We start from the raw sequence: 13,535 nt of genomic DNA, 5'->3' as shown, positions 1-13,535 counted from the left end.
CGATGGCTGTAGATGGTGAGAAAAGCAAAGGCAGCGCGATCGCCCAGGATTTCGTCCAGTTCGCCCTGGACGCCGGCGTACTGCGCTTCGGGGAGTTCAAGACCAAGGCCGGTCGGATGAGCCCCTACTTCTTCAACTCGGGGCTCTTCGACGACGGCGGCAAGATCGCCCGGCTCGCCGGATTCTATGCAGACCGCCTGATCGAGAGCGGCCTCGAGTTCGACATGATCTTCGGCCCCGCCTACAAGGGCATTCCTCTGGGCGCCACGGTGGCGGCCGAGCTTGCCCGCCGGGGCCGCAACTATCCCTTTGCCTACAACCGCAAGGAAGCCAAGGCGCATGGCGAAGGCGGCAACCTCGTGGGCGCGCCGCTCAAAGGACGCGTGCTGATCGTCGACGACGTGATGTCCGCCGGCACCGCGGTGCGCGAATCCATCGCCGCCATCGAGGCTGCAGGCGCCACGCCGCATGCCGTGGCCATCGCGCTCGACCGGCAGGAGAAGGCCACCGAGAACGGCGTCGACGTGGACCACAGCGCCGTGCAGTACGTGCGCAACCAGCTCGGCCTGTCGGTGATCGCCATCGCCACGCTGGACGACCTGCTGAGTTATCTCTCCGGCGACGCCGCGGCCGACCTGGGTGCTCACCGCGAGCGCGTGCTGGCCTACCGCGCGCGCTACGGCGCCAGCTGAAGACGCAGGGCCGCCGAATGCACCATCCTCATCCCGCACGCGACGCTCACGGTTCACCGGCCCGCCTGCTGGCGGCGGCATCATTTCTTCTAATGGCTTCCTCGTTTTGCGGCGCGCTGCAGGCGCAACCGCAGAAAGTGGAAGGCGCCTCTCCCGGCATCTACACCTGCACCGACGCCCGTGGCCGCACCCTGACGGCCGACCGGCCCATCGCCGAGTGCAGCGACCGCGAGCAGCGGGAGCTCAATCCGAGCGGCTCGACCCGCCGCAAGCTGGAACCCACCTACACCGCGCGCGAACTGCAGGAGCGCGAAGACCGCGCCCGCGAGGCCGCCATCGTGGCGGCGCGCCAGACCGACGAGCGGCGCCGCGAGCGGGCGCTGCTGGTGCGCTACCCCAACAGCGCCACGCACGACCGTGAACGCGCCGAGGCGCTGTCGCAGATCGATGCCGTGTCGGAGGCGGCGAAGAAACGCATCTCCGAGCTCAGTGAAGACCGCAAGAAGATCGACGAGGAGATGGAGTTCTACAAGCAGGACCCCACCAAGGCCCCGGCCGCGCTGCGCCGCAGGATCGACGAGAACACGAAGAGCGTGGCGGTGCAGAACCGCTTCATCGCGGAGCAGGAAGACGAGAAGAAGCGGGTGAATGCGCGCTTCGACGAGGAGCGCACTCGCTTGAAGGCGCTGTGGACTCCGCAGAACGGCGGAAATCCCAGGTAACCCGCCAGGCTGCGCGCACTTCGTGTCGCTTCGCCAACCCCCTGCGGGGGACAACACCTGCGGCCCGGCAAAGCCGGTTCCGCGGTGTTCCCCGAAAAGACTTAGCTGAGCTTGGCCTTCAGCAACTCGGTGACCTGCGCCGGGTTGGCCTTGCCGCCGCTGGCCTTCATGACCTGACCCACGAGGGCGTTGAGGGCCTTTTCCTTGCCGCCGCGGTATTCCTCGACGTTCTTCGCGTTCTTCGCGATCACCTCGTCGAGGATCTTGTCGAGGGCGCCGGCGTCGTTCATCGGCTTGAGGTCTTTCGCCTCGATGATCGCGTCGACGTCGCTGCCTTCGCCGGTCCACAGGGCCTCGAACACCTGGCGCGCAGCGTTGTTGGGCAAGGTGCCGTCGGCGATGCGCTTGACCAGCTGCGCGAGTTGCTGCGCCTTCACCGGCGCGGCCTCGATGCCGATCTCGGCGGCGTTCAGGCGGCGTGCCATCTCGCCGGTGATCCAGTTGCTCGCGAGCTTGGGCGTGGCGCCCGCCTTCACGGCTTCGTCGAAATAGCCGGCGAGCGCGGCGCTCTGCGTGAGCTGCGCCGCGTCGTATTCCGAAAGGCCATGGTCGCGCACATAGCGCTCGGCCATCGCGCGCGGCAGCTCGGGCATCTCGGCCTTCACGCGCTCGATCCAGTCGGCGGCGATGACCAGCGGGGGCAGGTCCGGATCGGGGAAGTAGCGGTAGTCGGCCGAGTCTTCCTTGGCGCGCATGGCGCGCGTCTCGCCGGTGTCGGGGTCGAAGAGCACCGTGGCCTGCTCGATGGCACGGCCGTCCTCGATCTCGTCGATCTGCCAGCGGATCTCGTAGTCGATCGCCTGCTGCATGAACTTGAAGCTGTTCAGGTTCTTGATCTCGCGGCGCGTGCCGAGCTTCTCGCCGGGGCGGCGCACCGACACGTTGGCGTCGCAGCGGAAGCTGCCTTCCTGCATGTTGCCGTCGCAGATGCCGATCCAGGTGACGATCTTGTGCAGCTCCTTCGCATAGGCCACGGCCTCGGCGGTCGAGCGCATGTCGGGCTCGGTCACGATCTCCAGCAGCGGCGTGCCGGCGCGGTTCAGGTCGATGCCGCTCTGGCCGACGAAGTCCTCGTGCAGCGACTTGCCTGCGTCTTCCTCGAGGTGGGCGCGCACCAGGCGCACCGTCTTCTGCTCTTCGCCGACGAAGAACGTCACCGCGCCGCCCTGCACCACGGGAATCTCGAACTGGCTGATCTGGTAGCCCTTGGGCAGGTCGGGATAGAAGTAGTTCTTGCGCGCGAACACGCTGCGCGGCGCGATGTGCGAGCCCAGCGCCAGGCCGAGCCTGATGGCGCGTTCGACCGCGCCCTTGTTCATCACGGGCAGCGTGCCGGGCAGCGCCAGGTCGACCGCGCAAGCCTGCGTGTTGGGCTCGGCGCCGAAGGCTGTGGAGGCGCGGCTGAAGATCTTGCTCGCGGTCGAGAGCTGCGCGTGCGTCTCGAAGCCGATGATGACTTCATAGCCGCGCACCAGCGGGCCGGTCGGGCGGCCCTGTTGTTGTGCTTCGAAGGTGTTCACTGTCTCGCTCATTTCAGAAGCCCTCCGGCGTGCGGGCGTGCCAGTCGGTGGCCTGCTGGAAGCGGTGGGCCGCGTTCAGCAGCTTCGCTTCGCCGAAGTAGTTGCCGATCAGCTGCAGGCCCACGGGCATGCCGCCGTCGAAGCCCGCGGGCACGCTCATGCCGGGCAGGCCGGCCAGCGATGCGGGCAGCGTGAAGATGTCGGCGAGGTAGTCGGCCACGGGGTCGTCGCCGTGCTCGCCGATCTTCCAGGCGGTGGTGGGCGCGGCGGGGCCGGCGATCACGTCGCACTGCCTGAAGGCCTGCTGGAAGTCGTCGGCGATCATGCGGCGCACTTTTTGCGCCTGCAGGTAGTAGGCGTCGTAGTAGCCGTGCGACAGCACGTAGGTGCCGATCATGATGCGGCGCTTCACTTCGTCGCCGAAGCCTTCGGCGCGGGTGCGCTCGTACATCTGCGTGAGCGCGCTCTTCCTGCTCGCGGGGTCGATGAAGTCCTTGGCGCGGTGGCCGAACTTCACGCCGTCGAAGCGGCTCAGGTTGCTCGAGGCCTCGGCCGCGGCAAGGATGTAGTACACCGGAATCGACAACTCGGTGCGCGGCAGCGTGACCTCGACGCGCTTCGCGCCGAGCTTCTCGTGCTGCGCGAGCGCCGCGTCGATGGCCGCGCGCACGCCGGGCGCCACGCCCTCGCCGAAGAATTCCTTCGGCACGCCGATGCGCAGGCCTTCGAGCGAGTCGTTCAGCGAGCGGCCGAAGTCCTCGGCGGGCTTGTCGAGCGAGGTGGAGTCGCGGTCGAGGTCGGGGCCGCAGAAGGCCGACAGCAGCAGCGCGCAGTCTTCGGCCGAGCGGGCCATCGGGCCGGCCTGGTCGAGGCTCGATGCGAAGGCCACCATGCCGTAGCGCGAGGCGCGGCCGTAGGTGGGCTTGATGCCGGTGATGCCGCAGAAGGAGGCGGGCTGGCGGATCGAGCCGCCGGTGTCGGTGCCGGTGGCCGCGGGCGCGAGGCGTGCCGCCACGGCCGCCGCGCTGGCGCCGGACGAGCCACCCGGAATGCGTTCGAGGTTCCACGGGTTGCGCACAGGCACGGCCTTGTCGTGGCCCACGGCGGGCACGGCGACGTTCTCGTTGGCCGAGCCCATGGCGAACTCGTCGCAGCTCAGCTTGCCCAGCGTGACCGCGCCGGCCTCGGCCAGGCGGCGCACCACGGTGGCGTCGAAGGGCGAGCGGTAGCCCGCGAGCATCTTCGAGCCGGCGGTGGTGGCGAAGTCGGTGGTGACGAAGATGTCCTTGTGCGCAATGGGCACGCCGGCCAGCGCCGGGGCGTCGCCCTTGGCGATGAGCGCGTCGGCGGCGCGCGCCTGGGCCAGCGTGACTTCCTCGTTCACGTCGACGAAGGTGCCCAGCGACTGGTGCGCCTTCATGCGGCCCAGGAAGGCCTGCGAGGCCTCGACGGCCGAAACCTTGCGTTCGGCCAGCGCCTTCGCCAGCTCGACAACGCTCAATTGGTGCAATTCACCGCTGCTGCTCATCATTCGATTACCTTGGGCACGAGGAAAAGGCCGGCTTCGACGGCCGGGGCGCTCTTCTGGTTGGCTTCGCGGTTATTGGGTTCGCTCACCACGTCGTCGCGCAGGCGCAGCGTGATGTCTTCGAGGGCGGCCACCGGATGGGCCAGCGGTTCGACGCCGGTGGTGTCGACGGAACGCATACGTTCGACTAAGTCGAAAAAGCCGTTGATCTGGCTGAGCATGCGCTCGCTTTCATCGGGAGCCAGCTGTAGCCTCGCCAGCGAGGCGATGCGCGCAATATCGGAAGCGGAGAGAGACATAGGTCGGAACGGCCCAAAAAAGCGAAGGTATTCGCACGCGGGAGCCGGTGCTAATACGGGAATCAGAGGGGATTCGGGTATTATCCCGCCTTTGCCGCAACCCCCGCGAACGCGCCGGCTTTTGCGCCAAAAACGATCAATTCACCCCGTCAAACGACCCAAAAAATAGAGCGACGACCTGCCGATGCGCAGGCCGTGCTCAGAGGATTCCGCACATGTTTGGAGCTTTCCGTCGGTACTTCTCCACCGACCTTGCGATCGACCTCGGCACCGCCAACACCCTGATATTCGCCCGCAACAAGGGCATCGTGCTCGATGAGCCCTCGGTCGTCGCCATCCGCCACGAAGGCGGTCCGCATGGCAAGAAGGTGATCCAGGCCGTCGGCCGAGAAGCCAAGGCCATGCTGGGCAAGGTGCCCGGCAACATCGAGGCGATCCGCCCGATGAAGGACGGCGTGATCGCCGACTTCGTGATCACCGAGCAGATGATCAAGCAGTTCATCAAGATGGTGCACCCGCGCACGCTGCTCACGCCGAGCCCGCGCATCATCATCTGCGTGCCCTGCGGCTCCACCCAGGTCGAGCGCCGCGCCATCAAGGACGCGGCCGAGGCGGCAGGCGCCACCTCCGTCTACCTCATCGAAGAGCCCATGGCCGCGGCCATCGGCGCCGGCCTTCCCGTCAGCGAGGCCTCGGGCTCGATGGTGGTGGACATCGGCGGCGGCACCACCGAGGTGGGCGTCATCAGCCTGGGCGGCATGGTCTACAAGGGCTCCGTGCGCGTGGGCGGCGACCGCTTCGACGAAGCCATCATCAACTACATCCGCCGCAACTACGGCATGCTGATCGGCGAGCCGACGGCCGAAGTCATCAAGAAGAACATCGGCTCGGCTTTCCCGGGCTCCGAAGTCAAGGAAATGGAAGTCAAGGGCCGCAACCTCTCCGAAGGCGTGCCGCGCAGCTTCACCATCAGCAGCAACGAAGTGCTGGAAGCCCTGACCGATCCGCTCAACAACATCGTCTCGGCCGTGAAGAACGCGCTGGAGCAGACGCCGCCCGAGCTGGGCGCCGACATCGCCGAGCGCGGCATGATGCTGACCGGCGGCGGCGCGCTGCTGCGCGACCTCGACCGCCTGCTGGCCGAGGAAACCGGCCTGCCGGTGCTGGTGGCCGAAGATCCGCTGACCTGCGTGGTGCGAGGCTGCGGCATCGCTCTCGAGCGCATGGACCGCCTGGGCAGCATCTTCACGAGCGAGTAAGGGGCGAAAGCCATCATCGGCCGGCCTCTGCTTGCGCAGGCCGGCTTTTTGTTATTTGATTCCGCACCACCGCCGAGTCTGAATTCATGCCCCTGGGCACGCTCGATCGCACAGCGCCACCCCTGTTCAACCAGGGCCAGTCGGCACTCAGCAAGCTGATCTTCTTCGGCGCGCTCTCCCTGTTCCTCATGGTGGCCGACGCGCGCTTCCACATCGTGCAGCCGATCCGGGCCGCTGTCGGGGCCGTGCTCTATCCGGTGCAGTGGGTGGCGCTGAAGCCGGTGCAGGCGGTGCTGGGCGGCGGGCGCTATTTCGAAGACCTGCAGACCGCCCAGCGCAACGAGGAAGACGCCCGCAAGGCGCTGATGGCGCAGGCCGAGCGCGCCGCCCAGGCCGACACGCTGGCGCAGGACAACGCCCGCCTGCGCGAACTGCTCGAGTTGCGCCAGACCACCACCACGCCGGGCCGCGCCGCCGAGGTGCTCTACGACGCTGCAGACCCCTACACCCGCAAGATCGTCATCGACCAGGGCATGGCCCAGGGCGTGCAGCCCGGCTCGCCGGTGATCGACGCGCGCGGCGTGCTCGGGCAGGTCACGCAGGTGCTGCCCTTCACGAGCGAAGTCACGCTGGTGATCGACCGCGACCTTTCCATTCCCGTGCAGAACACCCGCACCGGCGTGCGCAGCGTGGCCTTCGGCGACGCTTCGGCGCACGGCGGCGGGCTGGAGCTGCGCTTCATGGCCGCCAACGCCGACCTGCAGGAGGGCGACCTGCTCTCCACCAGCGGCGTCGACGGCATCTACCCCGCCGGCCTGCCGGTGGCGAAGATCGAGCGCATCGAGCGGCGTGCCGACTCCGCCTTCGCCCGCATCTACTGCCTGCCGCTGGCCCACGTGACGGCCGCGCGCTACGTGCTGGTGCTCGAACCCACCGGCACGCCCGCCGCGCCGCCGCCCCCGGCACCCACCGTCACCCAGCGCAAGCGCCCCGAGGGCAAGCCCGGCGCCGGCAAGAACGAGAAGAAACCGGGAGCGCGCCCATGATCAAGCGTCCAGGCCAGCAGCAGCTCCTGCTGCCCGTCAGCCCGGTCTTCATGTGGAGCAGCCTCGTGGTGGCGCTGCTCATCAACATGATCCCGATCGGCCGCGCCGTCTGGATGCCCGACCTGCTGGCGCTCGTCATCGTTTTCTGGGGCGTGCACCAGCCCGCGCGCGTGGGTATCGGCGCGGCCTTCGTGTTCGGCCTGTGCATGGACGTGCACCAGTCGTCGATGCTGGGGCAGCACGCGCTCTCCTACACCACGCTGGGCTTCTTCGCGATCACCATCCACCGGCGGCTGTTGTGGTATCCGGTGGCCTCGCAGGCGCTGCAGGTGCTGCCGCTTTTTGCGCTCTCGCAGCTGATCGAGGTGGTCACGCGGATGATCGGCGGCGGCGTGTTCCCGGGCTGGACGGTGCTGGCCTCGCCGGCCATCGAGGCGGCGCTGTGGCCCCTTGCGACCGCACTGCTGCTGGCCCCCCAGCGCAGAACGCCGGAACCGGACGAGAACCGCCCCCTCTAAGCCCAGCCCCTCCCGCATTTGCCTTCGCACCTGCGCGCGCCTAAGCTCCCATCGCCATGACCGAAATCCGCAACGTCGCCGCCGATCTTGCGCGCTTCAAGCGCCGCGTGATCGTCATCGGCCTGGCGGTGCTCTTCGCGTTCGGGCTGCTGTGCGCGCGGCTGGTCTACCTGCAGGTCACGCGCCACGAGGACCTGGCCGAGCAGGCCGAGAGCAACCGCACGGCGGTGGTGCCGGTGGTGCCGAACCGGGGGCTCATCCTCGACCGCAACGGCATCGTGCTGGCCTCCAACTACTCGGCCTACACGCTGGAGATCACGCCCTCGAAGGTGGGCGACGTGGAGGAGACCATCGACAGCCTCACGCAGGTGCTCGAAGTCTCTCCGCGCGACCGCCGCCGCTTCAAGCGCCTGCGCGAAGACTCGCGCAGCTTCGACTCCATTCCCATCCGCACCCGCCTGAGCGACGAGGAAGTCGCCCGCTTCGCCGCCCAGCGCTACCGCTTCCCGGGCGTGGAGATCAAGGCGCGCCTCTTCCGCAACTATCCGCAGGGCGAGTTGGCCTCGCACGTGCTCGGCTACATCGGCCGCATCAACCAGCGCGAGAAGACCGCGATGGAGGACTGGGACGAGGAAGACCAGGCCAACTACAAGGGCACCGACTACATCGGCAAGCTGGGCATCGAGCAGAGCTACGAGAAGACGCTGCACGGCCAGACCGGCGTGGAGCAGATGGAGACCTCCGCCGGCGGCCGCGCCGTGCGCCGGCTGGCCAGCCACCCGGCCACGCCGGGCAACACGGTGATGCTGTCGCTCGACATCAAGCTGCAGAAGCTGGTGGAGGACATGTACGGCGAGCGCCGCGGTGCGCTGGTGGCCATCGACCCGAAGACCGGCGAGATCCTCGCCTTCGTGAGCAAGCCCACCTTCGACCCCAACCTCTTCGTCGAGGGCATCGACAACGAGAGCTGGGCGGCGCTCACCGAATCCATCGACAAGCCGCTCTTGAACCGCGCCCTGCGCGGCACCTACCCGCCGGGCTCCACCTACAAGCCCTTCATGGCGCTGGCGGCGCTGCAGACCGGCAAGCGCGGCCCCAGCGTGGTGGTGAACGACCCCGGCTACTTCAACTTCGGCGGCCACCGCTTCGGCAGCCCCGAGGGCAACCTCGGCGGCGTCGACATGCGCCGATCGATCCAGCTGTCGAGCAATATCTACTACTACTCGCTGGCCAACGAGATGGGCGTGGACATGATCCACGACTTCATGAAGCCGCTGGGCTTCGGCCAGATCACCGGCATCGACCTCGGCGGCGAGGTGCGCGGTGTGCTGCCCAGCACCGAGTGGAAGCGCAACACTTACAAGCGCCCCGAGCAGAAGAAGTGGTATGCGGGCGAGACCATCTCGCTGGGCATCGGCCAGGGCTACAACAACTTCACCATGCTGCAGCTGGCGCAGGCCACCGCCACCATCGCCAACGGCGGCCTCAAGCACAAGCCTCACCTCGCGCTGGCCACGCGCGACACCGTCAGCGGCAACGTGGTGCCACTGCCGCAGCCCGCGGCGGAGAACCTTGGCTTCACGGCCGCCAACATCGCGGTGATCCGCGAGGGCCTGACCAGCGTGGTCACCAGCGGCACCGCGCGCGGCGTGTTCGCGGGCGCCAGCTACCAGGCGGCCGGCAAGACGGGTACGGCGCAGGCGGTGTCGATGGGCCAGAACACCAAGTACAACGCGCGCGCGCTCGAGGAGCACCAGCGCGACCACGCCCTCTTCATGGCCTACGCGCCGGTGAACGACCCGAAGATCGCCGTGGCGGTGATCGTCGAGAACGCCGGTTGGGGCGCAGGCGCTGCAGCCCCCATCGCTCGCCGGGTCTTCGACTACTGGCTCGCGGACCAGTACCCGAGCGAAGCCGACATGGCCGCCATCAAGATCGGCAAGGCGACCGCGCCGATCGGCAAGCCGCGCGTGGCGAGCGAAGTGGCCTGGCCGGCCGCTTCGGCCACGCCCGCCACCGCGCCCTGATGCCTTGCTCCCTCTCCCCTTGGGGAGAGGGGTGGGGTGAGGGCATCGGCGGCGGATTCGATGCGGCGCTTCATTGGAGGCACCTTGCCCTCACCCTGGCCCTCTCCCCAAGGGGAGAGGGAAGAAGACTCTCAGACCACCGTTCCGCTGACCTCACCTAGCCCGATCCGCACCGCGCCCGGTCGCTCGCAGTAACCGCGAATGGTCAGCGTGTCCCCGTCCTCCAGGAACGTCCGCTTCTCGCCGTTAGGCAGCGTGATCGGCTGCTTGCCGCCCTGCGTCAGCTCGATCAGCGAGCCGGCTTCGTCGGGCTTCGGGCCCGAGAGGGTGCCCGAGCCCAGCATGTCGCCCGGCTGCAGGTTGCAGCCGTTGACCGTGTGGTGCGCGACGAGCTGCGCTGCCGTCCAGTAGGCCGCCTCGGTGGTGTTGCCGCGCGTCAGGCGCACGGGCGCCACGCCCTCGGCGCGCATCTTCGCGGTCTGCAGCAGCACTTCGAGCGTGATGTCGAGCGCGCCGCTCTCGCGGTTGGAGGCCGAGTCGAGGTACGGCAGCGGCTGCGGGTCGCCGGCGGGGCGCTCGAACTTCGATCGGAAGGGCGCCAGCGCTTCCATCGTCACGAGCCACGGCGACAGCGTGCTCGCGAAGTTCTTCGACAGGAAGGGGCCGAGCGGCTGGTATTCCCAGGCCTGCAGGTCGCGCGCCGACCAGTCGTTGAGCAGCGTCACGCCGAACAGGTGCTCCTCGGCGTCGGCGATGGCGATGGGTTCGCCCTGCGCGTTGCCGCGGCCGATGAAGAAGCCCAGCTCCAGCTCGTAGTCCAGCCGCTTCGACGGCCCGAATGTCGGCTCGGCCGCGTCGGGCGCCTTGGTCTGGCCGTTCGGGCGCTTGAAGACCTGGCCGCTCACGCCGATGGACGAGGCGCGGCCGTGGTAGCCGATGGGCACCCACTTGTAGTTGGGCATCAGCGGCTGGTCGGGGCGGAACAGCTTGCCGATGGTGGTGGCGTGGTGGATGCCCGTGTAGAAGTCGGTGTAGTCGCCGATGCGGCAGGGCACCGTCATCTCGGCCCTGGCCTGCGGCAGCAGCGCCTTCGACCAGGCGGCCTGCTTGTCGCTGCCTTCGGCCAGGCCCCCCGAGATGGCGGCGCGCAGCGCCTGGCGCTCGTTCGTGCCGGCGTTCATCAGCACGTTCATGTCGTCGGTGTCGATCAGGCCGGTGGCGCGCAGGTCCAGCACCTGGTCGCCGATGGCGACGCCGATGCGGAAGGCTTCGCTGCTGCCGGCGGTGCGGAAGCGGCCGAACGGCAGGTTCTGGATCGGGAAGTCGGTGCCGGCCTCGTTGGCCGATGCGACCCAGCTGCGCAGCTTCGGGTCATGGGTGGCGTTCAGTGCGGTCATGGATGTCTTTCTGTACTTGATCTGTCTGTGTTCAGTCTGCGGTCATGCCGGCCTTCTTCGCCACATCGCCCAGGCGCTGGTATTCGGTCTCGGTCAGCGTGGTGAGCTCCTGCGGCGTGGAGCCGCGCGGCGAGAAGCCGGCCTGCGCCAGCTTGGCCTTCACATCGGGCATCGCGAGCGCTTCCACGAAAGCCTCGTTCAGCGCCTTCACCACCGGCGCCGGCAGCTTCGCCGGGCCGTACACGCCGAACCACGGCTCCAGCGCGTAGCCCTTCAGGCCCGCCTCTGACATCGTCGGCACGTCGGGCAGCGAGGGCGAGCGCGCCGGGCCGGCCACCGCCAGCGCGCGCAGCTTGCCGGCCTGGATGTGCGGCAGCGAGGCCGGCAGGTTGTCGAACATCACGCCGATGTTGTTGCCCAGCATGTCGGTGATGGCCGGGCCGCTGCCCTTGTAGGCGACGTGGACGAGCTCGGTGCCGGTCATCTGCGCGAACATCACGCCCGCCAGGTTCATCGAGGTGCCGGCGCCCGCGGTGGCGTAGGGCAGGCCGGGGTTCTTCTTCGCGGCGGCGATCAGCTCGGGCACCGACTTCACGGCCGAGGCCGCCGGCACTTCGAGCACGATGGTCGAGGTGCCAAGCAGGCTGATGGCGGTGAAGTCCTTGCGCGGATCGAAGGCCATCGACTTGTAGATGTGCGGGTTCAACGCATTGGTGGAGATCGCGCCGAAGCCGATGGTGTAGCCGTCGGGCGCGGCCTTGGCCACCGCGTCCATGCCGATGTTGCCGCCAGCGCCGCCGCGGTTGTCGACCAGCACCGGCTGGCCCAGCTTCTCCGACACCTTCTGGCCCACGGTACGCGCCACCAGGTCGGTGGTGCCGCCCGGCGTGTAGGGCACGATGAAGCGGATGGGCTTGGAGGGGTAGTCGGCCGCTTGGGCGAGGAAAGGCACGGCGAGCAGAGCCACGGCCATCGCGCGGCGTGTGAGAGTGAACACGGTCTTCATGCCTTGAACTGGTCTTTCAAGCCTGCCCAGCAGTCGGCGTAGTCGGTATCGAGCGCCGGACTCTTCAGCGCGAAGTTCGTCGGCACGAAGCGATAGCGGCTCTCGAACATGAAGGCCAGCGTGTTGTCCAGCTTGTGCGGCTTGAGGTCGGCGTGGGTGGCCTTGTCGAAGGCTTCCTCGTCGGGGCCGTGCGGCACCATGCAGTTGTGCAGGCTCGCGCCGCCGGGCTTGAAGCCGCCGGGCTTGGCGTCGTACTCGCCCAGCACCAGGCCCATGAACTCGCTCATCAGGTTGCGGTGGAACCACGGCGGGCGGAAGGTGTTCTCCATCACCATCCAGCGCGGCGGGAAGATCACGAAGTCGCAGTTGGCCGTGCCGGGCGTGTCGCTGGGCGAGGTCAGCACGGTGAAGATCGACGGATCGGGATGGTCGAAGCTGATCGAGCCGATCACCATGAAGTGCGCCGTGTCGTACTTCACCGGCGACAGGTTGCCGTGCCAGGCCACCACGTTGAAGGGCGACTGCTTCATCGGCGCCTGCCAGAAACGGCCGCCGAACTTCTTGACGATCTCGTAGCCGCCTTCCTCCGTCTCGAAGGCCGCCACCGGCGCCTGGAAGTCGCGCGCGTTGGCCAGGCCGTTCGAGCCGATCGGGCCCAGCTCCGGCAGGCGGAAGTGCGCGCCGTAGTTCTCGCAGACGTAGCCGCGCGAGAGGCCGTCGGGCAATGCGACCTTGAAGGCCATGCCGCGCGGCAGCACGGCGATCTCGCCGGGCTTCACGTCGAGCACGCCCAGCTCGGTCGTGATGACGAGGCGGCCCTGCTGCGGCACCACCAGCATCTCGCCGTCGGCGTTGACGAAGGCGCGGCGCTCCATCGAGCGGCCCGCGAGGTACATCAGCGAGCCGATGCCGACCTGCGACTCGGCATCGCCGTTGGCCGCGATGGTGCGCATGCCGTCGATGAAGTCTTCCTTGGCCGCCGCTTCGTCCAGCGGCTGCGGATGCCAGCGCAGCGGCTCGGGCGGCAGCGCGACCTCGCGGTCGGCGCCGGTGGTCCACAGCGGCTGCGCATAGGCCTGGTAGCGGCCCGACACCACCGAGGGCTGGCGGCGATACAGCCAGGTGCGGCGGTTCTCGTGGCGCGGTGCGGTGAAGGCGGTGCCTGAGAGCAGCTCGGTGTAGAGGTCGAGAGGTCCGCGCTGCGGATTGTTGCGGCCCTGCGGCAGCGCGCCGGGCACGGCCTCGGAGGCGTATTCGTTGCCGAAGCCGCTCTGGTAGCGGCGCTCGGTGGAAGAGGTTGCGGCGGTCATGTGGTCCTCATGGATTGACTTGAATGGGGGTGGAAGGCGGGGTCGGGACGCGGAGGACGCGAAGGTTTCGCGAAGAGCGCGAAAGAGACAAGGAAAGAAATTTTGAAATTCTTTTCTGCGTCCTTCGCGAAACCTTCGCGTCCTCTGCGTT

The 13,535-nt window shown here is 68.1% G+C and carries 12 protein-coding genes; 6 read left to right on the top strand and 6 right to left on the bottom strand.

Annotated elements, in window-relative coordinates; genetic code table 11:
* Positions 1-2: 2 nt before the first annotated feature.
* Positions 3-692 carry an orotate phosphoribosyltransferase gene (gene pyrE, locus ACAM57_RS30185; protein WP_369659986.1) on the top strand — a complete coding sequence of 230 codons (690 nt, stop codon included), beginning with the start codon at positions 3-5 and terminating at the stop codon, positions 690-692.
* A gap of 92 nt (positions 693-784) precedes the next feature.
* Positions 785-1,414 (top strand): DUF4124 domain-containing protein, encoded by a 630-nt coding sequence (locus ACAM57_RS30180; RefSeq protein WP_126022397.1) that lies wholly within the window; start codon positions 785-787, stop codon positions 1,412-1,414.
* A gap of 101 nt (positions 1,415-1,515) precedes the next feature.
* Here ACAM57_RS30180 and gatB read toward each other — a convergent pair whose 3' ends face one another.
* The 3 genes from gatB to gatC are packed head-to-tail and all read right to left on the bottom strand — an operon-like array spanning position 1,516 to position 4,821.
* A complete protein-coding gene (gene gatB, locus ACAM57_RS30175) occupies positions 1,516-3,006 on the bottom strand; it encodes an Asp-tRNA(Asn)/Glu-tRNA(Gln) amidotransferase subunit GatB (RefSeq protein ID WP_369659985.1) in 1,491 nt (496 codons plus the stop codon).
* A gap of 1 nt (position 3,007) precedes the next feature.
* On the bottom strand, positions 3,008-4,522 hold the full coding sequence (gene gatA / locus ACAM57_RS30170; RefSeq protein ID WP_369662496.1) for an Asp-tRNA(Asn)/Glu-tRNA(Gln) amidotransferase subunit GatA: 1,515 nt from the start codon (positions 4,520-4,522) through the stop codon (positions 3,008-3,010).
* Positions 4,522-4,821: an Asp-tRNA(Asn)/Glu-tRNA(Gln) amidotransferase subunit GatC gene (gene gatC, locus ACAM57_RS30165; protein ID WP_126022394.1), complete on the bottom strand. Its 300-nt coding sequence runs from the start codon at positions 4,819-4,821 to the stop codon at positions 4,522-4,524. Before gatC ends, gatA begins: the two co-directional genes overlap by 1 nt.
* A 215-nt stretch (positions 4,822-5,036) precedes the next feature.
* Here gatC and ACAM57_RS30160 point away from each other — a divergent pair, with 215 nt between their 5' ends.
* From ACAM57_RS30160 to mrdA, 4 genes are all read left to right on the top strand, one after another.
* Positions 5,037-6,080, top strand: coding sequence for a rod shape-determining protein (locus ACAM57_RS30160; RefSeq protein WP_007833435.1), 1,044 nt, complete (start codon positions 5,037-5,039; stop codon positions 6,078-6,080).
* Positions 6,081-6,166: 86 nt separating this feature from the next.
* Positions 6,167-7,126, top strand: a complete 960-nt coding sequence (mreC, locus tag ACAM57_RS30155; RefSeq protein ID WP_369659984.1) for a rod shape-determining protein MreC — start codon at positions 6,167-6,169, stop codon at positions 7,124-7,126.
* The gene (gene mreD / locus ACAM57_RS30150; RefSeq protein WP_019655414.1) at positions 7,123-7,644 is read left to right on the top strand and encodes a rod shape-determining protein MreD; all 522 of its coding nucleotides are present in this window, start codon (positions 7,123-7,125) and stop codon (positions 7,642-7,644) included. The genes mreC and mreD overlap by 4 nt, the downstream gene beginning before the upstream one ends.
* Positions 7,645-7,700: 56 nt before the next feature.
* Entirely contained in the window at positions 7,701-9,671 is a 1,971-nt protein-coding gene (mrdA, locus tag ACAM57_RS30145; RefSeq protein ID WP_184640322.1) for a penicillin-binding protein 2, read from the top strand.
* 131 nt (positions 9,672-9,802) lie between these two features.
* On the opposite strand, the gene fahA is transcribed toward mrdA, so the two are convergent.
* Genes fahA through hmgA form a run of 3 tightly spaced genes read right to left on the bottom strand, consistent with a single transcriptional unit; the run spans position 9,803 to position 13,384 of the window.
* The gene (fahA, locus tag ACAM57_RS30140; RefSeq protein WP_369659983.1) at positions 9,803-11,068 is read right to left on the bottom strand and encodes a fumarylacetoacetase; all 1,266 of its coding nucleotides are present in this window, start codon (positions 11,066-11,068) and stop codon (positions 9,803-9,805) included.
* Between the two features lie 31 nt (positions 11,069-11,099).
* Positions 11,100-12,074 carry a Bug family tripartite tricarboxylate transporter substrate binding protein gene (locus ACAM57_RS30135; protein WP_369659982.1) on the bottom strand — a complete coding sequence of 325 codons (975 nt, stop codon included), beginning with the start codon at positions 12,072-12,074 and terminating at the stop codon, positions 11,100-11,102.
* Complete coding sequence (gene hmgA, locus ACAM57_RS30130) at positions 12,071-13,384, bottom strand: homogentisate 1,2-dioxygenase (protein ID WP_369659981.1); 1,314 nt, start codon at positions 13,382-13,384, stop codon at positions 12,071-12,073. Before hmgA ends, ACAM57_RS30135 begins: the two co-directional genes overlap by 4 nt.
* Positions 13,385-13,535 lie beyond the last annotated feature (151 nt).

Source organism: Variovorax sp. V15, assembly GCF_041154425.1.
Classification (GTDB): Bacteria; Pseudomonadota; Gammaproteobacteria; order Burkholderiales; family Burkholderiaceae_C; genus Variovorax; species Variovorax guangxiensis.
This window is presented reverse-complemented; position numbering and strand designations above follow the sequence as displayed.